This is a genomic window from Rhodococcus sp. 06-418-5 (assembly GCF_002258285.1).
Lineage (GTDB): Bacteria > Actinomycetota > Actinomycetes > Mycobacteriales > Mycobacteriaceae > Rhodococcoides.
In genome coordinates, this window is sequence record NZ_NOYE01000016.1 from 275,934 (window position 1) to 302,301 (window position 26,368).

27 protein-coding genes are annotated in these 26,368 nt (G+C 65.8%); 8 read left to right on the forward strand and 19 right to left on the reverse strand.

Going from position 1 to position 26,368, the window contains the following annotated elements; all coding sequences use genetic code 11:
• Positions 1–6: 6 nt before the first annotated feature.
• Genes CH274_RS13770 through recO form a run of 4 tightly spaced genes read right to left on the reverse strand, consistent with a single transcriptional unit; the run spans position 7 to position 3,070 of the window.
• A complete protein-coding gene (locus CH274_RS13770) occupies positions 7–999 on the reverse strand; it encodes an iron-siderophore ABC transporter substrate-binding protein (RefSeq protein WP_094658028.1) in 993 nt (330 codons plus the stop codon).
• 50 nt (positions 1,000–1,049) lie between these two features.
• On the reverse strand, positions 1,050–1,469 hold the full coding sequence (locus CH274_RS13775; protein WP_045194679.1) for a hypothetical protein: 420 nt from the start codon (positions 1,467–1,469) through the stop codon (positions 1,050–1,052).
• On the reverse strand, positions 1,462–2,280 hold the full coding sequence (locus tag CH274_RS13780) for an isoprenyl transferase (protein WP_045194677.1): 819 nt from the start codon (positions 2,278–2,280) through the stop codon (positions 1,462–1,464). The genes CH274_RS13775 and CH274_RS13780 overlap by 8 nt, the downstream gene beginning before the upstream one ends.
• Positions 2,237–3,070, reverse strand: a complete 834-nt coding sequence (gene recO, locus CH274_RS13785; protein ID WP_008715506.1) for a DNA repair protein RecO — start codon at positions 3,068–3,070, stop codon at positions 2,237–2,239. The genes CH274_RS13780 and recO overlap by 44 nt, the downstream gene beginning before the upstream one ends.
• Positions 3,071–3,142: 72 nt before the next feature.
• On the opposite strand from recO, the gene CH274_RS13790 reads away from it, so the two are divergent.
• Complete coding sequence (locus CH274_RS13790) at positions 3,143–4,552, forward strand: amidase (RefSeq protein WP_094657785.1); 1,410 nt, start codon at positions 3,143–3,145, stop codon at positions 4,550–4,552.
• Between the two features lie 42 nt (positions 4,553–4,594).
• On the opposite strand, the gene era is transcribed toward CH274_RS13790, so the two are convergent.
• The 8 genes from era to hrcA all read right to left on the reverse strand — a co-directional run bounded on the left by era (position 4,595) and on the right by hrcA (position 12,448).
• Positions 4,595–5,509, reverse strand: coding sequence for a GTPase Era (era, locus tag CH274_RS13795; protein WP_094612778.1), 915 nt, complete (start codon positions 5,507–5,509; stop codon positions 4,595–4,597).
• A gap of 17 nt (positions 5,510–5,526) precedes the next feature.
• Positions 5,527–6,849 carry a hemolysin family protein gene (locus tag CH274_RS13800; RefSeq protein ID WP_032394542.1) on the reverse strand — a complete coding sequence of 441 codons (1,323 nt, stop codon included), beginning with the start codon at positions 6,847–6,849 and terminating at the stop codon, positions 5,527–5,529.
• A gap of 40 nt (positions 6,850–6,889) precedes the next feature.
• Positions 6,890–7,432, reverse strand: a complete 543-nt coding sequence (gene ybeY, locus CH274_RS13805) for an rRNA maturation RNase YbeY (protein WP_032394543.1) — start codon at positions 7,430–7,432, stop codon at positions 6,890–6,892.
• A 53-nt stretch (positions 7,433–7,485) separates the two neighbouring features.
• Positions 7,486–8,529 carry a PhoH family protein gene (locus tag CH274_RS13810; protein ID WP_094657786.1) on the reverse strand — a complete coding sequence of 348 codons (1,044 nt, stop codon included), beginning with the start codon at positions 8,527–8,529 and terminating at the stop codon, positions 7,486–7,488.
• Between the two features lie 93 nt (positions 8,530–8,622).
• Positions 8,623–9,378 carry an alpha/beta hydrolase family protein gene (locus tag CH274_RS13815; protein ID WP_094657787.1) on the reverse strand — a complete coding sequence of 252 codons (756 nt, stop codon included), beginning with the start codon at positions 9,376–9,378 and terminating at the stop codon, positions 8,623–8,625.
• Entirely contained in the window at positions 9,375–10,148 is a 774-nt protein-coding gene (locus CH274_RS13820) for a 16S rRNA (uracil(1498)-N(3))-methyltransferase (protein WP_094647575.1), read from the reverse strand. Before CH274_RS13820 ends, CH274_RS13815 begins: the two co-directional genes overlap by 4 nt.
• Before the next feature lie 3 nt (positions 10,149–10,151).
• Positions 10,152–11,306, reverse strand: a complete 1,155-nt coding sequence (gene dnaJ, locus CH274_RS13825) for a molecular chaperone DnaJ (protein WP_094657788.1) — start codon at positions 11,304–11,306, stop codon at positions 10,152–10,154.
• Positions 11,307–11,404: 98 nt separating this feature from the next.
• Positions 11,405–12,448 (reverse strand): heat-inducible transcriptional repressor HrcA, encoded by a 1,044-nt coding sequence (gene hrcA / locus CH274_RS13830; RefSeq protein ID WP_027497502.1) that lies wholly within the window; start codon positions 12,446–12,448, stop codon positions 11,405–11,407.
• A 133-nt stretch (positions 12,449–12,581) separates the two neighbouring features.
• On the opposite strand from hrcA, the gene CH274_RS13835 reads away from it, so the two are divergent.
• The gene (locus CH274_RS13835) at positions 12,582–12,887 is read left to right on the forward strand and encodes a type II toxin-antitoxin system VapB family antitoxin (RefSeq protein WP_008715485.1); all 306 of its coding nucleotides are present in this window, start codon (positions 12,582–12,584) and stop codon (positions 12,885–12,887) included.
• A 10-nt stretch (positions 12,888–12,897) separates the two neighbouring features.
• Here CH274_RS13835 and hemW read toward each other — a convergent pair whose 3' ends face one another.
• Positions 12,898–14,109 carry a radical SAM family heme chaperone HemW gene (gene hemW, locus CH274_RS13840; RefSeq protein ID WP_094657789.1) on the reverse strand — a complete coding sequence of 404 codons (1,212 nt, stop codon included), beginning with the start codon at positions 14,107–14,109 and terminating at the stop codon, positions 12,898–12,900.
• Between the two features lie 336 nt (positions 14,110–14,445).
• Here hemW and CH274_RS13845 point away from each other — a divergent pair, with 336 nt between their 5' ends.
• The 5 genes from CH274_RS13845 to CH274_RS13865 are packed head-to-tail and all read left to right on the forward strand — an operon-like array spanning position 14,446 to position 19,883.
• Positions 14,446–16,164: a nitrite/sulfite reductase gene (locus CH274_RS13845; RefSeq protein WP_094658029.1), complete on the forward strand. Its 1,719-nt coding sequence runs from the start codon at positions 14,446–14,448 to the stop codon at positions 16,162–16,164.
• The gene (locus CH274_RS13850) at positions 16,161–16,871 is read left to right on the forward strand and encodes a phosphoadenylyl-sulfate reductase (protein WP_032394757.1); all 711 of its coding nucleotides are present in this window, start codon (positions 16,161–16,163) and stop codon (positions 16,869–16,871) included. Before CH274_RS13845 ends, CH274_RS13850 begins: the two co-directional genes overlap by 4 nt.
• Positions 16,868–17,812 (forward strand): sulfate adenylyltransferase subunit CysD, encoded by a 945-nt coding sequence (gene cysD / locus CH274_RS13855; protein ID WP_032394549.1) that lies wholly within the window; start codon positions 16,868–16,870, stop codon positions 17,810–17,812. The genes CH274_RS13850 and cysD overlap by 4 nt, the downstream gene beginning before the upstream one ends.
• Positions 17,812–19,116 (forward strand): sulfate adenylyltransferase subunit 1, encoded by a 1,305-nt coding sequence (locus CH274_RS13860; protein WP_045194662.1) that lies wholly within the window; start codon positions 17,812–17,814, stop codon positions 19,114–19,116. Before cysD ends, CH274_RS13860 begins: the two co-directional genes overlap by 1 nt.
• Complete coding sequence (locus CH274_RS13865; protein ID WP_094657790.1) at positions 19,113–19,883, forward strand: sirohydrochlorin chelatase; 771 nt, start codon at positions 19,113–19,115, stop codon at positions 19,881–19,883. Before CH274_RS13860 ends, CH274_RS13865 begins: the two co-directional genes overlap by 4 nt.
• Here CH274_RS13865 and CH274_RS13870 read toward each other — a convergent pair.
• The 6 genes from CH274_RS13870 to CH274_RS13895 form a co-directional block, all read right to left on the reverse strand.
• A complete protein-coding gene (locus CH274_RS13870) occupies positions 19,814–20,860 on the reverse strand; it encodes a sulfate/molybdate ABC transporter ATP-binding protein (protein WP_094647570.1) in 1,047 nt (348 codons plus the stop codon). The two genes, CH274_RS13865 and CH274_RS13870, sit on opposite strands and share 70 nt — an antisense overlap.
• Complete coding sequence (gene cysW, locus CH274_RS13875) at positions 20,857–21,660, reverse strand: sulfate ABC transporter permease subunit CysW (protein WP_032394553.1); 804 nt, start codon at positions 21,658–21,660, stop codon at positions 20,857–20,859. Before cysW ends, CH274_RS13870 begins: the two co-directional genes overlap by 4 nt.
• Complete coding sequence (gene cysT, locus CH274_RS13880) at positions 21,657–22,550, reverse strand: sulfate ABC transporter permease subunit CysT (protein ID WP_032394554.1); 894 nt, start codon at positions 22,548–22,550, stop codon at positions 21,657–21,659. The genes cysW and cysT overlap by 4 nt, the downstream gene beginning before the upstream one ends.
• 6 nt (positions 22,551–22,556) lie before the next feature.
• Positions 22,557–23,579 (reverse strand): sulfate ABC transporter substrate-binding protein, encoded by a 1,023-nt coding sequence (locus CH274_RS13885; protein ID WP_094657791.1) that lies wholly within the window; start codon positions 23,577–23,579, stop codon positions 22,557–22,559.
• A 201-nt stretch (positions 23,580–23,780) separates the two neighbouring features.
• Positions 23,781–23,870, reverse strand: a complete 90-nt coding sequence (locus CH274_RS29995; RefSeq protein ID WP_327205197.1) for an Ms4533A family Cys-rich leader peptide — start codon at positions 23,868–23,870, stop codon at positions 23,781–23,783.
• A 118-nt stretch (positions 23,871–23,988) separates the two neighbouring features.
• Complete coding sequence (locus tag CH274_RS13895) at positions 23,989–24,222, reverse strand: hypothetical protein (protein WP_094657792.1); 234 nt, start codon at positions 24,220–24,222, stop codon at positions 23,989–23,991.
• A gap of 147 nt (positions 24,223–24,369) precedes the next feature.
• Between CH274_RS13895 and CH274_RS13900 the strand changes: the two genes are divergently transcribed.
• Positions 24,370–26,361 carry a glycoside hydrolase family 15 protein gene (locus tag CH274_RS13900; protein ID WP_373453500.1) on the forward strand — a complete coding sequence of 664 codons (1,992 nt, stop codon included), beginning with the start codon at positions 24,370–24,372 and terminating at the stop codon, positions 26,359–26,361.
• The last annotated feature ends 7 nt before the right edge of the window (positions 26,362–26,368 follow it).

Sequence of the window (26,368 nt, forward strand, 5' to 3'; positions counted from 1 at the left end):
CGCAGCTCAGGCGACGACCTCTGCGATGCGAGGTACCAACGCGTCGATGGCGAACGGAATCGACAGCACCGAGTTGTACGTGATCGCTCCACGCTGATCGGTGGACAACGGCACGATCGCATCGCGCCGAGCAGCATCGAGCGTTCCGAAGATCGGGTTCTCCGCCACCACGTCGATGTCGGCACCGGTACCGAGATAGAGCACCAGGTCCGCATCGAGCATCGAAATGTTCTCGGACGAGACCGGAACGAAGAAGTTGGTGCCGTCGTCCTGGGCGCGGATCGATTCCGGGACCTCGAAGCCCAGTGAGGTGACGAATGTGCCGCGGGCATCACCGGGCAGATATGCGCCGAACTGGCCGTCGTACGGAAGCACCACTGCTGCAGTCTTGCCCGCGAACTCCGGATGTTCGTTTCGAACCTGCTCGAGCGCGGCGTCGGTCTGCGCGTTCAACTCCTCGCCGCGGTCGCGTTCACCCATCGCGCGAGCGATGGTGTCGGTGGCAACCTCACGATCGACGGCATAGGCAGCAGATCCTGCAGGTCGGGCGACCGTCGGCGCGATGCCGCTGAGCCTGTCGTACGTCGCCTCGTCGAAACCCGCGTTGAGTCCGGTGATGAGATCCGGTGCCAGCGAGGCGATCAGCTCGAAGTTCGGCTCGGACTCCGAGCCCAGCAGCGTCAACGGCGCGTCACCGACCAACTCATCCGTCCAGGGACCGAGTCCGGTCTCGTAGAACGTGTACCCGGTGTTCCCGACGGGAACGGTGCCGAGCGCGATGACGGCATCGGCGTCGGACACCCCGAGGGTGACGATGCGCGTGGGCTTCTCGGCGATGGTCGTGCTGCCGTAGATGTGGTCGATGACAACCGGGAACGCACCGTCCGCCGACTGCGTCGCCGTGTCGACGTCGTCGGTGGTCGAACAGGCCGTCACGGCCGCACCGAGGGTGATCACCGCCACCACTACCGTGAGCATTCGGGTCCACCGCACAGTCATCGCATCCACCTCTACTAGAAACTAAGTACAGGCAAACCTTAGCTGACGAGTCAGGGAAGTAGGCCCTCACGCGCCTTCTCGACTCCGGCGAGCACCAGAATGAGCATCGTCAACATCGCCTCGTCGTCCAGACCGTTCGCGGGAAAGGTGTAGCGCAACAACACATCCGCGAGCTTGCCGTGGGTGTTGACCGAGATCGCGCCGAATTGCGAGTCCGCATTGCGGTCGGCAACTTTCTTGTGCAGAGCCGGCTTCAGCGGCCGGTCCCAAGCCAAGACCGCGGTGAGCGAGAGCACCTCGAGTTCGGGCGAGAGTCGGACGGCACGCAGCGAGCACAGAGCGCCCGCGTAGTCGAAACCGAGAGATCCCTCGTCGCCGAGTGTCACCGTCGCGAACTGCGAGAGCGCCAACTGGGCGCGGGCCTGCAACGAAAGCCCCTCGTCCGGCGTCCCGTTCGCGTCCTCACTCATATTTGACTCCACCGAATCGTCGGTCCCGCGAGGCGTATTCGATACACGCCTCCCACAGATCCCGACGGTCGAAATCCGGGAAGAGCTTCTTCTGGAACACGAACTCCGCGTACGCCGACTGCCACAGCAGGAAGTTCGACGTCCGCTGCTCCCCCGACGGACGCAGGAACAGATCCACGTCCGGCATGTCCGCCTCGTCGAGGTACTTGGCGACGGTGGCCTCGGTGATCTTCTCCGGGTTCAGCTTGCCCGCGGCCACCTGTCGAGCGATTTCCCTTGTGGCATCGGCAATCTCGGCTCGGCCGCCGTAGTTGACACACATCGTCAAGGTCATCACGGTGTTGCGTTTCGTCAACTCCTCGGCAACCTCGAGTTCCTTGATGACACTGCCCCACAACCTCGGGCGACGGCCGGCCCAGCGAACCCGGACGCCCATCTCGTTCATCTCGTCGCGGCGACGACGAATGACGTCCCGGTTGAAGCCCATCAGGAACTTGACCTCGTCGGGGCTGCGCTTCCAGTTCTCCGTCGAGAATGCGTACGCGGACAACCACTGCACACCGATCTCGATGCAGCCACAGACGGCGTCCATCAGTACCGCTTCGCCCTGCTCGTGCCCTGCGGTTCGCGGCAATCCACGATCCTGTGCCCACCGACCGTTGCCGTCCATGACCAGAGCGACGTGACGAGGAATCAGTTCCGGCTGCAGGATCGGTGGCCGCGCACCCGAGGGGTGCGGGTCCGGCGGGCGCACCGCCGGCCGTTCGTCAGGCCGGGGTTGCGGCTCGCGTCGTCGAATCACGGTCCCCATCCTGCCCGACGGTGTCGGCGAACACGGAGTCAGGTTGGGCCAGCGGCACCTGGTGCGGGTGCGAGCGTTCGATGAGCGGAAGGGTGCGCAACTGTCGTTCGAGATGCCACTGCAGATGAGCCGCCACCAGGCCACTGGCCTGCTTACGGACGGCATCGGAGGTGGTGACGGTGTAGTCCCACTCGCCTCGCTCGAGCGCCACCATCAGGTCGAGTACCCCGGTCGACGGCGTCGCCGAGCCCGGCGGTCGGCAATGCACGCACACCGCACCACCGGCAGCGACGTGGAACGCACGGTGCGGCCCCACCGCGGCGCACCGCGCGCAATCGGTCAGTGCGGGTGCCCATCCGGCGAAACCCATCGCGCGCAGCAGGTATGCGTCGAGCACCAACTCGGGCGGCCGCACGTGCTGCGCGAGGGCGCGCAGGGCACCGACAGTCAGCTGATGCAGCCGCTGCGCGGGCGCGTGTTCCTCACCGGCCAGCCGTTCGGCCGTTTCGAGAACCGCACAGCCGGTGGTGTAGCGGCCGTAGTCGGCGACGATGTCTCCACCGAACGCGTCGACGGTGTGCACCTGGGTGACGATGTCGAGGTTGCGTCCCGGATAGAGCAGCACGTCGATGTGCGCAAACGGCTCCAGCCGTGCACCGAACTTGGATTTGGTGCGGCGAACCCCTTTTGCGACGGCCCGCACGATGCCGTTCTCCCTGGTCAACAACGTGACGATACGGTCGGCCTCGCCCAGCTTGTGCTGGCGCAGGACGACTGCGTTGTCACGGTATGGCCTCACGTCGTCCAGTGTCCCACGCGCGCAGCGGCGGCGACCGTTCCCGCGCTGACGAGAAGTCGATACTGTGCAGGCGTGGATTTCCATCGGTCGACTCTCGTTGCCCAGGCCGCCGCTCTCGCGTCGGGTCGCATCACCTCGGTACAGGCGGTCACCGAATCGCTCGATCGGATCGACAAGAGCCAACCCACGCTCAACGCGTTCCGCCTCGTGCGCCGCGACGCCGCCCTCGCCGAGGCCGCCGAAGCGGACCGGCTGCGCGCCGCCGGCACCACCGCTCCCCTGCTCGGCGTTCCCGTTGCCGTCAAGGACGACGTCGACGTCACCGGGGAGCCGACCGCCTTCGGCTGCGCGGGCAACTTTCCACCGGCCACCACGGATTCGGAGGTGGTGCGCAGACTGCGTGCGGCCGGGGCCGTCATCGTCGGAAAGACCAACAGCCCCGAACTCGGCCAATGGCCCTTCACCGGCGGCACCTTCGGGCACACCCGCAATCCATGGGACCGCGAGCGCACCCCCGGCGGCTCCTCGGGTGGGAGCTCTGCCGAATTGGTCTCTGCCGCTCTCGGTTCCGACGGTGCCGGCTCGGTGCGAATTCCGGCCTCCTGGACCAATCTCGTGGGGATCAAGCCGCAACGCGGACGCATCTCGTCGTGGCCGGAGCCCGAGGCGTTCAACGGCATCACCGTCATCGGCCCGCTCGCACGTACCGTGGCCGACGCGGCACTGCTCCTCGACGTGGTCTCGGGTAGTCACGACGGAGATCTCCATCGTCCGAAACCATTGACCGTCTCCGATGCCGTCGGACGCAACCCCGGCTCGCTGCGCATCGCGCTCAGCCTGCGTAAGCCCTTCATCCCGACGCCCGCACCCCTGGACCCCGAGATCGCGGCTGCCGCGTACGAGATGGCCGCGGTGCTGCGACTGCTCGGACATCGAGTGGTCGTCGACGACCCCGCCTACGGAATGCTGTTGGGGCTCAACTTCTTACCCCGCTCGCTGGCCGGTGTGGCGGCCTGGGTAGACCGTCTGCCGGATCCGTCTCTCGCCGACCCGAGGACCCGAGCCAATGCCAGGAGCGGCCGAGCTCTCGCCGGAGCGCCGCTCCGTGCAGCCCGCGCCGCCGAGCCGCGCATCGGGCGTCGTATCGGCCGATTCTTCGACGAGTACGACATCGTGCTCGCCCCGACGACGGCCACCCCACCGCCGCGGATCGAGGCCATCGACGGCATCTCCAATGCCGACACCGATCGGGTGATCACCGAGCACTGTCCCTACACCTGGCCGTGGAACGTGCTTGGCTGGCCGAGCGTCAACGTGCCGGCAGGGTTCACCACCGCCGGCCTTCCGATCGGCCTGCAACTGATGGGCCACGAATCCTCGGAGCCGCTACTGGTGTCGGTGGCCGCTCAGCTCGAGAACGTGTTGCAGTGGCACCGCAAGCGCCCCGATCCCTGGTGGACCCAGGTGAGCGAAACTTCGTAGTCTGCTACGAATTGTCGTGCACGTGCGGCGAAGCCGCTCCGGTCAGAAGCCGAGCTTGCCCATCTGCTTCGGGTCGGTCTGCCAGTCCTTCGCGATTTTGACGTGCAGGTCCAGGTAGATTCTGGTGCCGAGTAGCTTCTCGATCTGCAGTCGCGACGCCGTGCCGACCTCTTTGAGTCGCGAACCACCCTTGCCGATGATGATCGCCTTCTGGCTCGATCGCTCCACGTACATGATGGCGTGCACGTCGAGCATGTTGTCGTGACCCTCGCGGGGGGTGACCTCGTCGATGACGACGGCCAGCGAGTGTGGCAGCTCGTCGCGGACGCCTTCGAGCGCGGCCTCACGGATGAGTTCGGCCATGAGGATTTCCTCGGGCTCGTCGGTGAGTTCTCCGTCGGGGTAGAACGCCGGGCCCTGCGGCAGTTCGGAGGCCAGCAGATCGACGAGCTTCTCGATCTGCTCGCCCGATTCGGCCGACACCGGGATTACGTGCGAATTCTCACCGAGCAGCTTCGACAGCGACATCAGCTGCTGTACGACGCGTTCCTTCTTGACCTTGTCGATCTTGGTCACGATGCCGATGAGCGTCGTCTTGGGCGCGATGTGCCGCACCTGTTCGAGAATCCACCGGTCGCCGGGCCCGATCTTCTCGTCCGCGGGGATGCAGAGTCCGATGACGTCGACCTCGGAGTAGGTGTCCTGCACCAGGTCGTTGAGGCGTTGACCAAGTAGCGTTCTCGGTCGGTGCAGGCCCGGCGTGTCGACCAGGATCAGCTGGGCGTGCTCTCGGTGCACGATGCCGCGGATGGTGTGCCGCGTCGTTTGGGGACGTGAGGACGTGATGGCGATCTTCGATCCCACCAACGCATTGGTCAGCGTGGATTTGCCGGTGTTGGGTCGACCTACGAAACAGACGAATCCGGATCGGAACTCACCGTTGTTCTGCTCTGACACAAGAGCACCTCCAGATTTCAGTGTTGGCGAGTGACGTCCGACGAGTCGTCGTCCTCGGTGGTTTCTTCGTCCGGTTCGAGCTTCTCGACCAGGACCGTGGCAATACGGACGCGCCCCTTCGGGTCGGCTCCACCTTCTCCGCGCAGCAGGAGTCCGTGGGTGATCACCTGCGAACCGGGCAACGGCACTCGGCCGAGTTCGTAGCCGAGGAGTCCACCGACGGTGTCGACTTCCTCGGATTCGATGTCGATGCCGAAGATCTCGCCGAGGTCCTCGAGCGGCAACCGCGAGGACAGCCGGTAACGTCCGTCGTCCAGTTCCTCGATGGGCGCAACCTCGTCGGAGTCGTATTCGTCGGCGATCTCGCCGACGATTTCCTCGATCACGTCCTCGATGGTCACCAGTCCGGCGATGCCTCCGTACTCGTCGACGAGCAGGGCCATGTGGTTGCGATCGCGCTGCATCTCGGCGAGCAGACTGTCGAGCGCCTTGGAGTCGGGAACGAAGACGGCCGGACGCATCACCTCGGACACCTGCACTCCGCGGCCACCGTCGGTGGAGTGATACGTCTGCTGCACAAGGTCTTTGAGGTAGACGACCCCCACCACGTCGTCCACGTTCTCGCCGATCACCGGGATGCGGGAGTGGCCGCTGCGCACGGCCAACGACGTGGCCTGTCCTGCTGATTTGTCGGACTCGATCCACACCATCTCGGGGCGCGGAACCATGACCTCACGGGCGGAGGTGTCTCCGAGTTCGAACACCGACTGGATCATCCGCCGTTCGTCGTCGGCCACGACACCGCGCTCGCGGGCCATGTCCACCAGTTCACGCAGTTCGATCTCGGAAGCGAAGGGGCCGTTGCGAAATCCCTTACCGGGGGTGATCGCGTTACCGATGAGAATGAGCAGGCGGCTGATCGGCCCGAGGAGCCACCCGAGTGCACGCAGCGGCAGTGCTGCCGCCAACGCGATCGAGTACGCGTTCTGCCGACCGAGGGTTCGCGGACCGACACCGATCACGACGTAACTGACCAACACCATCGCCACCGCGCTGATCACCAGTGCCGTGGTGGAGTCGATCAACTGCGTCAGGCCACCCGCGAGCAACACCGTGCCGCCGATTTCGCACAGAATGCGCAGCAGCACCATCAGGTTGACGTACCGCGGGCGGTCGCCGACCACCACGACGAGGCCGGCGGCACCGGGGCGCTCGTCCTTGACCATGTCGTCGATTCGCGCCCGCGACACCGTGTTCAGCGCGGAATCGACGGCAGCGAACAGGCCTCCGAGAGGCACCAGAAGGACAGCGAACACGATGAGCGCAGCAGCACTGCTCACGCGCTACGACCCCACACTTCCACCTGTTCGACGACGCAGCTCATCGATCGAGTCCATCGACGAAACCGGCCTTGCCGAGGAGCCGGGCATCGCGGGCGGCCTGTTCGGCAGCCTGTTCCGCTCGCCTTGCGTCCTCGTACCATTCGGCCAGCAGACGGTTCTGCAGCTCGAACATTTCCTTCTCTTCGTCCGGCTCGGCGTGGTCGTAACCGAGCAGGTGCAACACACCGTGCACGGTCAGCAACGCCAACTCGTGCTCGAGCGAATGTCCCGCAGCTGCAGCCTGATCCGCGGCGAACGACGGGCACAGCACGATGTCGCCGAGCATCGCCGGTCCTGGCTCGGGCGCATCGGGACGACCGCCCGGCTCGAGCTCGTCCATCGGAAACGACATCACGTCGGTGGGGCCGGGCAGATCCATCCACCGCATGTGCAGATCGGCCATCGTGGCCGAATCGACCAGCACCATCGACAGTTCCGCGGCGGGATGCACGTCCATGCCGGCGATCGCGAACCGTGCGACCGAGACCAGCTCGGGTTCGGAGATGTCCATCCCCGACTCGTTGGACACTTCGATACTCATCTAGCCACTACCCACGCTCTCGTTGCCTGCATCTGTCGTTCCGTACGCCTGAATCATCTTCTCGCCGAACGCGGTCCACCGGTCCGCCGTTGCGCCCGATTGGCAATGACGCCTTCCGACGTCGACTCGAACCGCTCGTACGCGTCGACGATCTCCGAAACCAACCGGTGCCGCACCACGTCGCTGCTGGTCAACTGCGCGAAGTGGATGTCGTCGACGTCGGTGAGGATCTCGGACGCCGCGCGCAGCCCGGATCGCGCGCCACCGGGAAGGTCCACCTGCGTCACGTCGCCGGTGACGACGATCTTCGACCCGAATCCGAGTCGCGTCAGGAACATCTTCATCTGCTCGGCGGTGGTGTTCTGTGCCTCGTCGAGAATGATGAATGCGTCGTTGAGCGTGCGGCCGCGCATGTAGGCGAGCGGGGCGACTTCGATGACCCCCGCCTGCATCAGCTTGGGGATCGCTTCGTCGTCCATCATGTCGTGCAACGCATCGTGCAGCGGGCGCAGGTACGGGTCGATCTTCTCGTGCAGCGTTCCGGGCAGGAAGCCGAGGCGCTCCCCCGCCTCCACTGCAGGACGCGTCAGGATGATGCGGCTGACCTGCTTGGTCTGCAATGCCTGCACGGCCTTCGCCATCGCCAGGTACGTCTTGCCGGTACCGGCCGGGCCGATGCCGAACACGATGGTGTTGGCGTCGATCGCATCGACGTACCGCTTCTGGTTCAGCGTCTTGGGCCGGATCGTCTTGCCGCGGCGCGAGAGGATGTCGAGGCTGAGCACCTCGGCCGGTGAATCCGACACGCCCTCGGTGAGCATGGCGATCGATCGGCGCACCGCATCGGGAGTCAGTGGCTGAGCACGCTTGGCCAGCGCGGCCAACTCGGAGATCACCCGTTCGGCCAGCGCCACATCCGCCACTTTTCCGGTGAGCGTCACGGCGTTTCCTCGTACGTGGATGTCTGCCGTCAGCATCTGCTCGAGCGCCCGCAGATTCTCGTCGGACTGTCCCAGCAGTGGCATCACCGCTTCGGGGGCGAGTTCCAAGGTGGACCGAACGTCACGCTCGGCGGGAAATTCGCTGTGTTCACTCACGTGGTGGCTATGGCCTGCTCTCTGGTGTCGGCTGCTCGGATGTGCACTTGCTATGGATGGAGTTTAACGCCGCAGCAACGATGCGCATTCCCATTAACCGGCGGTGGCACCGAGCACGGCGTCGAGCGAGAGCGCCCAACACCGCGAATCGGGGTTCAGGAAAGCGAAGTGGTCTTCCCCAGGCACGATCGTCAGTCGGGCGTCGTCTCCGGCGGCTCGCGCCAGCGCGACGTACCGCTCGCTCTGCGCGGCGGGCACCTGGACGTCCTCGGCCCCGTGCAGGCAGATCGTCGGGATACCGATGGGTGCACGGGCAGCAGGCGAGGCGGATCGGTACGGCGCGGGGTCGTCCTGGTACCGGGCCTGCAACAGCGCCTCGACCGCCGGGTTGGTGCGTCCCGACGCACCTCGCGGTTCGAGATCGAGAACGCCGGCCTGCGAGACGATGCGTGACGGGCGGACCTTCGTGCCGGTCTCTCCGCCGAGCCACACGGCCAGGTGCCCGCCTGCGGAGTGCCCGATCACGCGCACGTCGTCGATCCCGACCGGGGCGTGGTGCTGCAGTTCCCCCGCGACCACGTCGAGTGCTGCGGTCACGTCGGACTGCATCTCCGGCCAGTGTCCGCCTGCGCCGACGCGTCGGTACTCGATGTTCCACGCCACCGCTCCGGCTCCGGCCACGGCGCGGGCGAACTGGGTACCCAGATTGGATCCGTACTGTCCGCTCCAGAACCCGCCGTGCACCACCACGACCACCGGGGTCGTGTCGTCGACGGGTTCGGCCGGCAGGTAGAGGTGGCCGAACTGCTCCGGGTGTTCGCCGTAGGCGATCTTGATCCGTGCGCTCATGCGTTCTGGAAGTCGGGCGGCAACTGTGCCCACCGCGAGGTCAGAACCCCGAGCGCGCCGAGGGCCACCGCTCCTGCCGTCGAGGTCCGCAGCACCGTAGGGCCGAGCACGACCGGGGTTGCACCCGCCTCGGTCAGGGCGGTCACCTCTCGGTCGTCGAGGCCACCCTCGGGTCCCACGACGATCGCGACCTCGGGCACCGAGTCGAACGGCAGGTCTCGGAACGCCGAGGTGGCCGCCTCGTGCAGGACCGCCACGATTCCACCGCGCTCCACGACGCCGCGCACGAAGGCGTCGACCGCACGCGAATCGTGCAGCTCGGAGACTTCGGGGATGAATGCCCGACGCGACTGCTTGGCGGCCTCGGCCGCGGTACTCCGCCACTTCGCGACGCCCTTGGATGCCTTCGGGCCCTCCCACCGGGCGACGCATCGCGCGGACTGCCAGGGAACCACGGCGTCGACGCCTGCCTCGGTGGCCAGCTCGACGGCCAGTTCCGATCGGTCCGCCTTCGGCAATGCCTGCACCAGCGTCACCACCGGAGTGGGACGTGGCATCTCGCTGCGTGCTTGGACTGTCAGCTCCAGTCGGTTCTTCTCCGCTGCGGCCACGACCGTGTCGGCCAGACCGCCCGCTCCGTCACCGAGCAGCACCCGCTCGCCGACGCGGATGCGTCGCACCGTCGCGGCGTGATGACCTTCTTTGCCGTCGAGCACCGCGACCTCGCCGACGTTCGGCAGCGGGGAGAGGTAGAAGACCGTGGGGGCCATCGATCAGCGACCGCTGAAAGCTTCCCGCAACCGCGAGAACAGGCCACCGCTGTGCGCCGAGCCGGTGGTGACCACCTCCGCCGAGTCGCGGTCGCGCATCGACCTGAGCTGTTCGAGCAGATGGGTCTGCTTGCTGTCGAGTTTGGTCGGCACGATGACCTCGAGGTGCGCGTGCAGATCGCCGCGAATGCCCGACCGCAGCTTGGGCATACCGTGACCGCGTAGCACCGTGGTCGAATTCGGTTGTGTGCCTTGCTCGATCGAGATCTCGGTGGGTCCGTCGATGATCGCGTCGACGGTGACCGAGGTGCCGAGTGCCGCGTCGACCATCGGGACGCGAACGGTGCAGTGCAGGTCGTCACCGTCGCGCACGAACACCTCGTGCTGCTGTTCGACGATCTCCACGTACAGGTCACCCGCGGGTCCGCCGCCCGGACCGACCTCGCCCTGCGAGGCCAGTCGGATCCGCATACCGTTGCTCACGCCGACCGGCACCTTGACCGAGATGTCGCGACGCGACCGGACGCGACCGTCGCCGCCGCACTTGCGGCAGGGGTCGGGGATGGTCTCGCCGGCGCCGCGGCAGGTGGGGCACGGACGGCTGGTCATCACCTGGCCGAGGAACGAGCGCTGTACCGATTGCACTTCGCCGGCACCTCCGCAGGTCTCGCAGCGGACCGGCTTGGAGTCGCCGTTGGTGCCCGAGCCCGTGCACAGGTCGCACAGGATCGCCGTGTCGACGGTGATGTGCTTGGTCACGCCGGTGGCGCACTCGTCGAGGGTGAGCTTGGTACGCAGCAGCGAGTCCGCGCCCGGCTGCACACGGCCCTTGGGCCCGCGCTGGGAGCCGCCCGCGCCGCCACCGAAGAACGCTTCGAACACGTCCCCGAGGCCGCCGCCGAATCCGGCTCCGCCGAATCCACCGCCGCCTCCGCCGCCCTGCTGGAGCGGGTCGCCGCCGAGGTCGACGATGCGACGCTTCTCCGGATCCGAGAGCACCTCGTATGCGGTGGAGATGTCCTTGAACCGTGCCTGAGCGGCCTCGTCCGGGTTGACGTCCGGGTGCAGTTCTCGCGCCAGTTTGCGGTAGGCGCGCTTGATCTCCTGGTCCGTCGCCTGCTGGCCGACGCCCAAAGTCCCGTAATAATCCCGTGCCACGTCGTCTCTTTCGTCCTAGAAGATGAATCTCGTTCGATAGTGCTGTGTGCGGCCGCCCGCGCCCCCGCGGCCGTCGTTCGATCGGTTCTCGCTCGTCGTCAGCGTTCGGCCAGGACCTCGCCGATGTACCTGGCAACCGCGGCGACCGACGCGATTGTTCCTGGGTAGTCCATTCGGGTCGGCCCGAGAACACCCATTCCTCCGAGGACCATGCCAGCCGACCCGTACCCGGTGGAAATCACCGACGTTCCGCGCATCTCCTCGACCTGCGTTTCCTCGCCGATCCGCACCGTGACCGTTCGGGTGTCCTGTGTCACGGCGAGCAGCTTGAGCACCACCACTTGCTCTTCCAGTGCCTCGAGTACCGCTCTGAGCGACCCGGGAAACCCCGCGTCGCCCGCGAAGTCCGCGGCGTTGCGCGTCAGGTTCGCCGTGCCGCCGAGTACCAGGCGTTCCTCGGGGTGCTCGACGAGTGATTCCACCAGCACCGTTGCCGATCGAATCATCGCGTCGCGCAGCGCGGGCGGGGCGTTCTCGGCGAGTTCGGCCACCGCAGCCGACGCCGCCGCCAGCCGCTTGCCTTCCAGCGCACCACCGAGGAGACGCCGCAGCTGAGCCAAGTTCTCGTCGTCGATCACGTCACCGAGTTCGACGATGCGCTGATCGACTCGACCGGAGTCGGTGATGAGCACCAGCAGCAGCCGGGCCGGGGTGAGCGCCACCACTTCCAGGTGGCGCACCGAGGACGCCGACAGCGTGGGGTACTGCACCACGGCCACCTGGCGGGTCAACTGGGCCAGTAATCGAACGCCGCGTCGCAACACGTCGTCCAGGTCGACGCCGTTCTCGAGAAACTCCAGGATGGCGCGACGTTCGGCAGCAGACAGTGGCTTGACGTCGGCTATCCGGTCGACGAACTGCCGATAGCCCTTGTCGGTCGGCACCCGACCGGAGCTGGTGTGCGGCTGGGCGATGTAGCCCTCGGCCTCGAGCACAGCCATGTCGTTGCGCACTGTTGCACTGGACACTCCCAGGTTGTGGCGCTCGACCAGCGCACGCGAACCGACGGGTTCCTGGGTGGACACGTAGTCCGCCACGATCGCTCGTAGAACCTCGAACCGCCTGTCGTCGGTGCTCGACATCGGTGCCCACCTCCGTTCTCGTTTCCAATCGTCGCTCGAGTCTAGTAGCCGGCGAACACATGCTCGTGCAAGGCCTTACTGTGGTCCGAGTGGAAACGTTCTTTCGATTCGGTCCAGCGGCTCGAGGCTCGCGATGATCTTCAAGGGTGTTCGTGACGGAAAGCCGTACCCCGAGCACGGCCTGTCCATCCGAGACTGGTCGAGAATCCCGCCGCGCCAGCTCCGCCTGGACGAGATCGTCACCACCACCAAGGTGCTCGAGCTGGACAGATTGCTGTCCGAGGACTCCACCTTCTACGGTGATCTGTTTCCCCACGCGGTGCAGTTCCGCGGCGTCATCTATCTCGAGGACGGCTTGCACCGCGCTGTGCGTGCGGCACTGAGAAATCGAACTGTGTTGCACGCCAGGGTGTTCGACTACGACGCCCTCGGAGCCTGAGCCAGGTTTTTCAGGCGGCTGCGATGGTGCGCACCACCGCGTCGGCCAGCAGTCTGCCTCGGTCGGTCAGCACGAGATGGTCACCCCGGGCCACCATCAACCCGTCCGCGACGGTCTGCTCGGCAGCGGCGCGCTCGGCCGGCCCCAGCAGAGTTCTCGGCACTCCCGAGCGAAGCCGCACGGTCAACATCAGCTCCTCGAGGTGTCGATCCTCGGCGCTGAGCAGTTCGCTGCCCATCACCGGTAGGTGACCTGCGGCGAGGCGATCGGCGTATGCGGCCGGGTGCTTGACGTTCCAGAACCGGGTGCCGCCGATGTGACTGTGTGCACCGGGTCCCGCGCCCCACCAGTCGCCGCCGTCCCAGTAGCCGATGTTGTGGCGGCACTGCGCTGCGGTGTCGGTGGCCCAGTTCGACACCTCGTACCAGGACAGGCCTGCGGCGTTCAACGCCGTGTCGATGCGCTCGTATCGGCTCGCCAGTACGTCGTCGTCGGGGGCAGGCAGCTCACCTCGGCGAACCTTGCGGGCCATGGCGGTGCCGTCCTCGACGATCAGCGCGTAGGCCGAGACGTGGTCGACACCGGCGTCGAGAACCGCGGCGAGAGACTGGTCCAGGTCACTGTCACGCTCGCCCGGGGTGCCGTAGATGAGGTCGAGATTGACGTGCTCGAATCCCGCCGCACGTGCTTCCTTGGCTGCGGCGACCGCGCGACCGGGCGTGTGCGTGCGATCGAGCACGGCGAGCACGTGTGGCGCAGCGGACTGCATTCCTAGCGAGATACGAGTGAAGCCCGCATCACGGAGCCGGTCGAAGAATCGAGGCGACGTCGATTCGGGGTTGGATTCCGTGGTCACCTCGCCGCCGTCGGTCAGGCCGAAGCTGGACCGCACCGCCCCCAGGACGTCGGCCAACCCGTCGCCCCCGAGCAATGACGGCGTGCCACCGCCGACGAAGACGGTGTCTGCCGTCGGAACGCGGCCCGTACCGGCCTGGATCAGCCCAGCAGCGATGTCCAACTCACGTCGCAGGCCCTCCAACCAGGACTGCGGTGACGCCGACGTTCCCAGTTCACCGGCCGTGTAGGTGTTGAAGTCGCAGTACCCACATCGGGTGGCGCAGAACGGGACGTGCACGTAGATCCCGAATGCGCGGTCCCCCACCCCGTCGAATGCCTCGGTCGGCAGCTCGAAGGTGGACGGGACGGGTAGGACGGTATTCACGCCCTCCAGTGTCCCAGAGTCCAGGCCCACCCGATCCCACTCGCCCTGCCAGCCTATTTACCCCGAAATCGGGGTAAATAGCTGCCGCCGTCGTCCGTCGCCGCGATGACGTGGCACAATGGCTCCCGTGACCGACTCAGGAATTCGACTCGTGGCGCGCCGCCACGTCGATCTCGGCCGTGTCTGCAGCGCGTCGTGTCGACACGCGACCGGCTGCTGACCAGCCCTCCTTCGAGCACGTCCATTCGATCCACCGGTTTCCCGCTGTCGTCGAAAGCGCAGATGTCCGCGGTTTCGTCCCGGTTACCGGCCAGCACAAAGATGCAGGAGCAATGCATGTCGTCGACCAGCGACGCGACCACCGACGCTGTCCCCGCCACACCACGGGAGCGCACGCCGCGGCCGACCAAGCGTCGGGCCGAGGGCCAGTGGGCACTGGGTTACCGGGAGCCACTGAACGCCAACGAGCAGTCCAAGAAAGACGACAACCCGCTCAACGTGCGTGCCCGCATCGAGAACATCTACTCCAAGCAGGGTTTCGACAGCATCGACAAGGGCGATCTTCGCGGCCGTTTCCGGTGGTGGGGCCTCTACACCCAGCGCGAACAGGGCTACGACGGCACGTTCACCGGTGACGACAACATCGACCTGCTCGAGGCCAAGTACTTCATGATGCGCATTCGCTGCGACGCGGGCGCGTTGAATCTCGAGCAGCTTCGCACACTGGCGCAGATCTCCCAGGACTTCGGCCGCGACACCGCCGACCTCTCCGATCGGGAGAACGTGCAGTTCCACTGGATCGAGGTGGAGAACGTCCCCGAGATCTGGCGTCGAATCGAAGCGGTCGGTCTGAGGACCACCGAAGCGTGCGGCGACTGCCCCCGTGTCGTTCTCGGCTCCCCGCTCGCAGGTGAGGCCGTCGACGAGATCCTCGACCCCACCTCCGCCATCGACGAGATCGTCGAGCGCTACATCGGCAAGCCCGAGTACTCCAATCTGCCGCGCAAGTTCAAGACGGCGATCTCCGGCCTGCAGGACGTGGTGCACGAGATCAACGACTGCGCCTTCGTCGGCGTGGTGCATCCCGAGCACGGACCGGGTCTGGACCTGTGGGTCGGCGGCGGACTGTCCACCAACCCCATGCTCGCGCAGCGCGTCGGCGTCTGGGTCCCGCTCGAGGACGTTCCCGATGTGTGGGAGGGCGTCGTCTCGATCTTCCGCGACTACGGATACCGCCGGCTTCGCACCAAGGCGCGCCTGAAGTTCCTCATCAAGGACTGGGGCATCGAGAAGTTCCGCCAGGTCCTCGAAGACGAGTACCTGCACCGCAAGCTCATCGACGGCCCGGCTCCCGAGAAGCCCGCTCGGCCCCGCGACCACGTCGGCATCCAGAAGCTCAAGAACGGCCTCAACGCCGTCGGCGTCGCACCCATCGCGGGCCGTGTCTCGGGCACTGTCCTCGCCGCCGTCGCCGACGCCGCCGAGAAGGCCGGATCGGATCGCGTGCGATTCACGCCGTACCAGAAGCTGATCGTGCTCGACGTTCCCGACGAGACGCTCGAACAGCTGATCTCCGATCTCGATGCGCTGGGCCTTCCTGCCCGGCCGTCGCACTGGCGCAAGAACCTGATGGCCTGCAGCGGCATCGAGTTCTGCAAGCTCTCGTTCGCCGAAACCCGCAAGCGTTCACAGGTTCTGGTGCCGGAGCTCGAAGAGCGCCTGTCCGACATCAACAGTCGACTCGACGTTCCGATCACGATCAACATCAACGGCTGCCCCAACTCGTGCGCGCGGTCGCAGATCGCGGACATCGGCTTCAAGGGGCAGTTGGTCGACGACGGAGCCGGGAATCAGATCGAGGGTTTCCAGGTTCATCTCGGAGGCAGCCTCGGTCTGGACAGTGCGTTCGGCCGAAAGTTGCGCCAGCACAAGGTGAACAGCTCCGAGCTGGGAGATTACATCGACAGAGTGGTGCGCAATTTCGACAAGCACCGCGAGGACGGCGAACGGTTCGCTCAGTGGGCCGTGCGAGCAGACGAGGCGGATTTGCGATGAGTACCAGGCTGAATTTGACGGTGGAGGAACTGAAGGACATCGCCGAGCGCGGTGCCCGCGAACTCGACGGGGCGAGCCCACTGGAGCTGCTGCAGTGGACCGAGGACACCTTCGGTAACGACTTCATCGTTGCCTCCAACATGCAGGACGGGGTTCTCGTTCACCTCGCCGCACAGGTTCACCCGGGTGTGGACGTGCTGTTCCTCGACACCGGCTACCACTTCGCCGAGACCATCGGAACGCGCGACGCCGTCGAGGCCGTCTACGGCGTCAATGTCGTCAATGCCCGCGCCGAGAAGACTGTCGCCGAACAGGATTCGATCGAGGGCAAGGACCTGTTCGCCCGCGAGCCCAATCGGTGCTGCGCGATGCGCAAGGTCGCACCCTTGAAGAAGGAACTGGCGAACTACAGCGCCTGGGTCACCGGTATCCGGCGAGTGGAGGCCCCCACCCGTGCCAACGCTCCGCTGATCTCGTTCGACGACGCTTTCGGCCTGGTCAAGATCAACCCGATCGCACCGTGGTCGGACGAGCAGATGCAGGCCTACATCGACGAGCATTCGATTCTGGTCAATCCCCTCGTCGACGAGGGCTATCCGTCCATCGGGTGCGCACCGTGCACCGTCAAACCTGCCCCCGGAGCCGACCCGCGCAGCGGTCGTTGGGCCGGCAAGGCCAAGACCGAATGTGGGTTGCACGCCTCATGACACTCGACCTCACCTCGGCAACCGTCGGTCGAACCCATCTCGATGCAGATCGGTTCGACACCCTCGACGCACTCGAATCCGAGGCCATCCACATCTTCCGCGAGGTGGCGGGCGAGTTCGAGCGCCCCGTCATCCTGTTCTCCGGCGGCAAGGACTCGACCGTTCTGCTGCACCTGGCGATCAAGGCGTTCTGGCCCGCTCCCCTGCCGTTCGCGCTGCTCCACGTCGACACCGGCCACAACCTGCAGGAGGTGCTGGACTTCCGCGATCACGTGGTCGCCAAGTACAACCTGCGCCTGCACGTGGCCAGCGTCGAGGAGTACCTCGCCGACGGACGCCTCACCGAGCGTCCCGACGGCATCCGCAACCCGCTGCAGACCGTGCCTCTTCTCGACGCGATCTCCGAGAACCGGTTCGATGCCGTGTTCGGTGGTGCTCGACGCGACGAGGAACGCGCCCGCGCCAAGGAACGAATCTTCTCGCTGCGCAACGCATTCGGCCAATGGGAGCCCAAGAAGCAGCGCCCCGAACTGTGGAACCTGTACAACGGCAAGCACTCTCCCGGCGAGCAGGTGCGTGTGTTCCCGCTCAGCAACTTCACCGAACTCGATATCTGGCGCTACATCGCCCGTGACGATGTGGAGTTGGCCAGCATCTACTACGCCCACCAGCGCCCGGTGTATCAGCGCGACGGCATGTGGATGACGCCCGGCGTCTGGGGCGGACCGGCCGAGGGCGAAGAGCTGCAGACCCTGTCGGTGCGCTACCGCACCGTCGGCGACGGATCCACCACCGGTGCCGTGCTGTCCGAGGCCGCCGACAACCAGGCAATCCTCGCCGAGGTAGCGGCGTCACGACTGACCGAACGCGGAGCCACCCGCGGAGACGACCGCGTCTCCGAGGCTGCCATGGAAGATCGCAAACGAGAAGGATACTTCTGATGAGCAGCACGGGAACGCAACTTCTTCGCCTCGCCACCGCAGGTAGCGTCGACGACGGTAAGTCGACCCTCGTCGGACGGCTGTTGTACGACACCAAATCCGTTCTGGCAGACCAGATCGATGCCGTAACACGGGCCTCGGTGGACAAGGGACTGGCGACACCGGATCTGTCGCTGCTCGTCGACGGCCTACGCGCCGAGCGCGAACAGGGCATCACCATCGACGTCGCCTACCGCTACTTCGCGACGCCGCACCGCTCCTTCGTGCTCGCCGATACCCCCGGCCACGTGCAGTACACCCGCAACACCGTCTCCGGCGCGTCGACGGCTCAGCTGGTCATCCTTCTGGTCGATGCCCGCAAGGGTGTCATCACCCAGACTCGTAGGCACGCAGCGGTTCTCGCCCTGCTCGGCGTTCCGCGCCTGGTGCTCGCGGTCAACAAGATCGATCTGGTCGAGGACCCGGCAACGGTGTTCGCCGAGATCTCGGCCGAGTTCAACTCGCTGACCTCCTCGCTCGGGTGGTCCAGCGAGGACGTCATCGAGATCCCGGTGTCCGCACTGCACGGCGACAACGTCGCGGTGAAGTCCGACAAGACCCCGTACTACGACGGTCCGACCCTCATCGAGCACCTCGAGTCGGTTCCGGTCGATGCCGAACCGCACCGGGTCGGACTGCGTTTCCCCGTGCAGTACGTGATCCGGCCCCGCACCGCGGAATTCCCGGACTATCGCGGATACGCAGGGCAGGTCGCAGCGGGCTCCGTCGACGTCGGCGACGAGGTCGTCATCCTGCCCTCCGGCACCCGAACCACTGTCGAGCGCATAGACACCGCCGACGGCGAGTTGCGTACCGCTCATGCCGGACGCAGCGTCACCCTCGTCCTGGCCGACGACGTCGACGTCTCCCGCGGCGACACCATCGCCTCACCGCAGGATGCGCCCGAGCCGATCGGCGACTTCGAGGCCACTGTGTGCTGGCTCGCCGAGAAGCCGCTTCGCCCGGGTGCTCGTCTGTTGCTCAAGCACGGCACTCGCACCACCCAGGCCATCGTCGGAACACTGGTCGAACGGTTCGACGAGCAGGAGCTCATCGCGCACGAAGGACCGGAGTCGTTGGAGCTCAACGAGATCGGCCGCATCTCCGTGCGCGTCGCCGAGCCGATCGTGGCGGACGACTACGCCGTCAACAGGCACACGGGCAGCTTCCTGCTGATCGATCCGGCCGGTGGCAACACGTTGGCTGCCGGACTCGTGGGTAACGCTCTGGCTGCCGTCGAGCTGGGGTCGGCAGTTCCGGCGTGAGCGCACTGATCGCGGTTGCCCACGGCAGCCGTGACCCGCGCTCGAGCGCAGCGGTCCACCGCGCCGTCGACGTCCTGCGTCGGCGGCGACCGGACCTGGACGTGCGTGTCGCGTTTCTCGATCTTTCCGAGCCCCGCGTCGATCAGATGGTCGACGACCTGGCCGCTGCCGGTCACAGCCGTATCGTCGCCGTTCCGATGTTGCTGGGCAAGGCTTTCCACGCGAAAGTCGATCTGCCCGAGCTGTTGGACGCAGCGAGGACGCGACACCCTCTCGTGTCGATCGGGCAGGCCGACGTTCTGGGAGACGACCGACTCCTCATCGAGGCGGTCCGTGATCGGATCGCCGATACCGGTGTCGGAGTCTCCGATTCGACGGTCGGCATCGCCCTGGCCGCCGTCGGCTCCTCGGTGGCACCGGCGAATCAGCGCACCCGTGTGATCGCACAGAAGCTGCTCGCCGGGACGCACTGGGCCGGAGCCGTGACCTGCTTCGCCACATCGGTCTCCCCGTCCCCCACCGACGCGATCGCACAGCTGCGCGCGCTGGGAGCCGACCGCATCGTCGTGGCACCTTGGTTCCTGGCCCCGGGACTGCTCACCGACCGGATCGAAGCGTCGGTGGCAGGCCTACCGGACGTGGTGCACGCCGAGGTCATCGGCGCGCACCCGGCCGTGGCCGAACTGGCCTCGCGCCGCTACGACTCCACCGTCGCACGCGAGTCGGTGGCGTCGGCGATCGTGGGCACACGGGTGGCTCGTACGTAGACGGTCTCGCCCTCGCGCAGGCCGAGAGCCTCGCTGTCTCCGCGGGTGATCTGGGCCGCGAACAGTTCACCGGTTGCCGCGTTCTTCAATTCGACCTTCACCTCGAAGCCGAGGTGCACCACCCGCTCGACGACGGCACGCGTCACACCGGCCGATTCGGCCGTCCCGCTCGCCTGAGCCTGCGCCAACGACGGGTCGCGTCCGACGCGAATGTCGTGCGGCCGCACCAGAAGTCCGTTGAGCCTGGCCACCTGACCGAGGAACGACATCACGAAGTTGTTGGCCGGGCGATCGTAGAGATCCTCCGGGGTGCCGACCTGTTCGATTCTGCCCTTGTTCAGCACCGCGATCCGGTCGGCGACGTCGAGCGCCTCCTCCTGATCGTGGGTCACCAGCACGGTGGTGACGTGGACCTCGTCGTGCAGCCGACGCAGCCACGTCCGCAGATCGGCACGCACCTTCGCGTCGAGCGCGCCGAAGGGCTCGTCGAGCAGCAGCACCTGCGGGTCGACGGCGAGAGCGCGAGCCAGTGCCATGCGCTGGCGTTGTCCACCGGACAGCTGCGCCGGGTAGCGGGTCTGGAAACCGGCCAGCCCCACGATCTCGAGCAACTCGTCGACCTTCTTGGCGATCTCGGCCTTGGGCCGCTTGCGAATCTGAAGGCCGAACGCGACGTTGTCACGCACCGTCAGGTGTTTGAACGCCGCGTAGTGCTGGAAGACGAATCCGATCTCGCGGCGCTGCGGACTCACCCACGTCACATCCTGGCCTGCGAGCACCACTCGACCGGAGTCGAGCTGCTCGAGTCCGGCGATGGAGCGAAGCAGAGTGGACTTGCCCGAACCACTGGGTCCGAGCAGCGCCGTCAGCGATCCCTTGGGAATGTCGATGCTGACGTTGTCGAGCGCGGCGAAATCGCCGTAGTGCTTGTTGCCGCCAACGACGGAGATCTCGATCTCGGGGGATGCCTCGGTCATTGTTTCGTCCTCTTCTTGTCGAGGGCAGTCATCAACAGCAGCACGATGACGGCGATCGCCATGAGCAGTGTGGACGCGGCGTACGCGCCCTGTTGGTTGAAGTCCTCGTATCGTGAATTGACCAGCAGCGTCAGTGTTTGAGAGATGCCGGGCAGGTTGGTCGAGACCATGATGACGGCACCGAACTCGCCGAGCGAACGCGCGACGGTGAGTACGACACCGTAGGTCAGGCCCCACCGGATCGCCGGAAGAGTGATGCGCCAGAACGTCTGCCACGACGACGCACCCAGCGTCGAGGCGGCCTCTTCCTGCTCCTCACCGATTTCGTAGAGCACGGGTTCGACCTCGCGCACGACGAACGGAAGCGTGACGAAGATCGTCGCGATGACCATGCCGGGAAGTGCGAAGATGACCTTGAAGCCGAGGCTCTCGACGCCACCGAACCATCCGTTGGCTCCCCACAACAGGATCAGCGCAACGCCCGTGATGATCGGCGACACCGCGAACGGCAGATCGACGACGGCTTCGAGTACGCCCTTGCCGCGGAACCGTCCTCGCACGAGCGCCAATGCAGTGATGACGCCGAACACGATGTTGATCGGAACCACTATCGCGACGATGAGCAGAGACAACTGCAGGGCGGATTGAGCTGCAGGCGTGGTGATCTGCTCGAAGAACGTCACCACGCCGTTCTCGAAGGTGCGATAGAGAATTGCCCCGAGGGGGAACAGCACCAGAACGGCGAGGTAGAGCAGAGCCACGGTGCGCAGCGTCAATTTGATCGGCAGGCCGATTTTCACGAGATCTGCTCCTCACGTCGGGCCAGCCGATTGCCCACCACGCGAAGTACGAACAACACTGCGAACGCGATCGCCAACAGCACCACCGAGATCGCGGCGGCATCGGTGGGCCGGTCGTATTCGATGAGTTCGCGGATGTACTGCGACGCCACCTGCGTGTCGTTCGGGATGTTGCCTCCGATGAGCACCACCGATCCGAATTCGCCGATCGCGCGGGCGAACGCGAGACCTCCTCCCGACAGCACGGCGGGCAACAGCACCGGCAGCACGATGCGCCGGAAGATGGTCCAGTTGTTCGCACCCAGTGAGGCGGCCGCCTCCTCGACGTCCTTGTCCAGCTCGATCAGCACCGGTTGCACCGCACGCACCACGAACGGCAACGTGACGAACAGCAGCGCGACGATCACCGCGGGCTTGGTTGCGTTGAACACCAATCCGATCGGACTCGCCGGTCCGTAGAGAGACAGCAACACCAGGCTGGCCACGATGGTCGGCAGCGCGAACGGCAGATCGATCAGGGCGTTGACGAATCGCTTACCCGGGAATTCGTCCCGCACCAGGACCCACGCGATGAGGGTTCCCAGGAACAGATTGATCACCGCCGCCGCCACGGACACCAGGAGGGTGACCTTGAACGTGGCCAGTGCACGCGGCACGGTGACCGCATCCCAGAAGCCGGCCAGACCGCCGTCGAACGACTGAACCGTCAATGCTGCCAACGGAAGCAGCACGATCACGCTGAGCCACAACACGGCGACTCCGAGGCCGAACGGCCCCACCGATCCCGGACCCCTGAACTTTCGGCCTTCCCGCCCGGCACGAAACCGTGGTCTCGTGCCGGGCGAGACGGTCGAACCCGCAGCTGCGGCTTCGGTGGTCGAAGATGACATCGATCGCTACCGAGTACTTTCCTGATAGATCGTCGTGATCGCACCGCTGTCACCGAACAGATCGGCATCCACCTGGGTCCAACCACCGAGATCATCGATGGTGTACAGCTGTTCGGGGGTGAAGAACTTGTCGGAGTACTCCGACGCGATGTCGGGGTTCGTCGGTCGGAAGCCCGACTCCGCCCAGATCCTCTGCCCCTCGTCGGTGTAGATGAAATCGTTCAGCGCATTGGCGCGGTCGAGGTTGGCACTGCTGTTGATCACGGCCACTGGATTGTCGATGCGGAACGTGACGGGAACGTCCACGTGCTCGACGTTCTGTCCCTGCTCCTCGATGAGCAGCGCCTCGTTTTCGTAGCTGAGCAACGCATCACCCTGGCCCTGCAGGAAGGCTTCGGTTGCGGCGCGGCCGGATTCGGGCTGAACCGGGAAGTGATCGGCGACGAGGGTGCGAACGAAATCGAGACCGGCCTGCCTGTCCTGGCCGCCGTTGCTCTTCGCCGCGTACGGGGCGAGCAGGTTCCACTTGGCCGAGCCCGAGCTGAGCGGGCTGGGGCTGATCACCTGAACGTCGGGCTTGATCAGATCGTCCCAGGTACGAATGTTCTTGGGGTTGCCCTCGCGCACGACGATGGTCACCACGGAGCCGAACGGCACTCCGCCGTAGGCATTCTGGTTCCAGTCCTCGTCGACCTTGCCCGCCTGCACCAGACGGGTGATGTCGGGTTCGACCGAGAAATTGACGATATCGGCGGGTGCGCCGTCGGCCACCTTGCGAGACTGATTGCCCGATGCGCCGTAGTCGGCGTTGATCGCCGTGCCCTCGCCGTCCTCGGTGGCTGCGAACGCCGGACCGATTGCGTCCCAACCGTTCTTGGGTACGGCGTACCCCACGAGAGTCAATGCGGGACCGCTGGCGGTGTCCGGCTCACCGCCGACGACGTCACTCGATCCACCCCCGCATGCAGTGAGGAGAAGGGTTCCCACGGCCGCGAAGGTGGTCAGTAGGTAGCGAGAGTTGTGCCTCATCGAGAGAGGACCTTTCGTGATGATGTGCAGTGAATGCGAGCTGGGCAGAAGTCGACATGGCCGAAGTCGAACCGGAGCACCACCGTGTCCGCGTGCCATCGCGAGATCACCGTGAACCACAGAGGGTTCGCCACGAACCCGACCGCGAGATGCAGGCGCGCGGGCAACGGATCGACGGAACCGATTCGACGAAGGAAGAAATCAACAACAGTCGATATCGGCGACTGCCAGGATGCCGACAGCAATCAACGCCAACTGATGGCGGACGCGGTACTCGGCGGCAGAAGACACGGTCAGGAATCTAGCAGAGGATCCGGACCGACTCTAATCGGCTAGCGAGTCAGCAACCAGGCGATGACAACCAGCACCAGGAGCGCGATGAGCGCCAACGTGACCCGAGACCGAGGCATTACTGTCCATCCTTCGTCGTAGCGGTGGTCGCACCCGTCAGCTCCGCGTCGCGAGCAGCCCGTGCATCACGCCCGAGCAGGTGCAGAACCACCGCGAGCACGCGATCGAAGACACGTGCCAGCAGGAACGCGGTAGGCACGATGACCAGCAGCACGACTATCGACTGTGGCACGAACGGCAAACCCGTCACCCACAGTTCGACGCCGTCCCACCAGCGTGCGATCGATTCCACCCTCGCAGCTTAAACCAGCTCGTTCCGCTCTCACGCCACGCCGACCGACGACCAGCAGTGGACGCATGCCGTGGATCGGTCGATGATTACGCCATGACGGCATACGAAGATGTTTCGCCAGTGCCCCCGGTGGCCGACGAGCCCGCCATGGGGTCGGGGCATCCAGGTCTGGGCGGGGTCGAAGTTCAGGGAGCGTTGGGCAGCACCGACGCACCGGTGTCCACCCTGACGTCCTATCGCAGTGCCTTTCCGCCGATCGACGACTACGCGTTCCTCTCGGACTGCGAGACGACCTGTCTGATCGCTCGCAACGGATCGGTCGAGTGGATGTGCGTGCCTCGCCCTGACTCCCCCAGTATCTTCGGCGCGGTCCTCGATCGCAGCGCGGGACACTTCCGGGTCGGGCCGTACGGTCAATCGGTGCCCGCAGCGCGGCGATACCTGCCCGGTGGCCTGATCGTCGAGACGACGTGGCAGACCGAAACCGGCTGGCTCGTGGTGCGCGATGCACTCGTCATGGGACCGTGGCACAACACCGACCAGCGCTCTCGTACTCACAAGCGCGCACCGAGCGACTGGGACGCCGAACACATCCTGCTGCGCACCATCAAGTGCGTCAGCGGAACGGTCGAACTCGAGATGAGCTGCGAGCCGGCCTTCGACTACCACCGCGCGCCCGCGAAGTGGGAGTACACCGGCAAGGTGTACGAGGAAACCACCGCCACCTGCGAGGCCAGCGCGGGCGGTGATCAGCCCACGTTGAAGCTGACCACCAACCTCCGCATCGGCATCGAAGGACGCGAAGCCCGCGCCCGCACCCGAATGACCGAGGGCGACAACGTCTTCGTTGCTCTCTCGTGGTCGGATCTGCCTGCGCCGCAGACGTTCGACGAAGCCGCGGACAAGATGTGGCGCACCTCCGAATGCTGGCGGCAGTGGATCACGATCGGCCGATTCCCCGATCACCCGTGGCGAGGCTACCTGCAGCGCAGCGCCCTGACACTCAAGGGTCTGACCTACGCCCCCACCGGTGCCCTGCTGGCTGCGTCGACCACGTCGCTTCCGGAAACCCCTGGTGGAGAACGTAACTGGGACTATCGCTACACCTGGGTGCGTGATTCGACGTTCGCGCTGTGGGGCCTGTACACACTCGGACTCGACCGCGAGGCCAACGACTTCTTCGCGTTCATGTCCGACGTGGCGACAACGGCGAACGGCGAGGTCAATCCCCTCCAGGTCATGTACGGCATCGGTGGCGAGAAAACGCTCGACGAGAGCGAGCTGCCGCACCTGTCCGGATACGACGGCGCACGTCCGGTACGTATCGGCAACGGAGCCTACGACCAGGAGCAGCACGACATCTGGGGCACGATGCTCGATTCGGTGTACCTGCATGTCAAGTCGCGCGAGCACGTGCCCGAATTCCTGTGGCCCCTGCTCAGGCGACAGGTGGAGGAGGCGATCGCCAACTGGCGCAAGCCCGATCGCGGCATCTGGGAGGTGCGCGGTGAACCGCAGCACTTCACCTCGTCGAAGCTCATGTGCTGGGTTGCGCTCGACCGAGGTGCCAAGCTCGCCGACATCCACGGCGAGACGGAGTATTCGGCCAAGTGGAACGAGATCGCCGACGAGATCAAGGCGGACATTCTCGAGAACGGCACCGACTCTCGGGGTGTTCTCACTCAGCGCTACGGTGACCCGTCGCTGGATGCGTCACTGCTGCTGGCACCGCTGCTTCGGTTCCTGCCTGCCGAGGACGAACGCATCCGTGCGACGGTGCTGGCCATCGCCGACGAGTTGACCGAGGACGGCCTGGTCCTGCGCTACCGAACCGACACCACCGACGACGGTCTGGCGGGCGAGGAAGGGACGTTCACGATCTGCTCGTTCTGGCTCGTGTCGGCGCTGGTCGAGATCGGCGAACTTCCTCGCGCCAAGCACCTCTGCGAGCGTCTGCTCGGGTATGCGAGCCCACTCAAGCTCTATGCCGAGGAGATCGACCATCGCACCGGCCGCCATCTCGGCAACTTCCCGCAGGCGTTCACCCATCTCGCGTTGATCAACGCGGTGGTGCACGTCATCCGCGCCGAGGAAGCTCAGGTGGCAGGGCACTTCCAGCCCGCCCACTCCAACCCCTGAGCGGGAG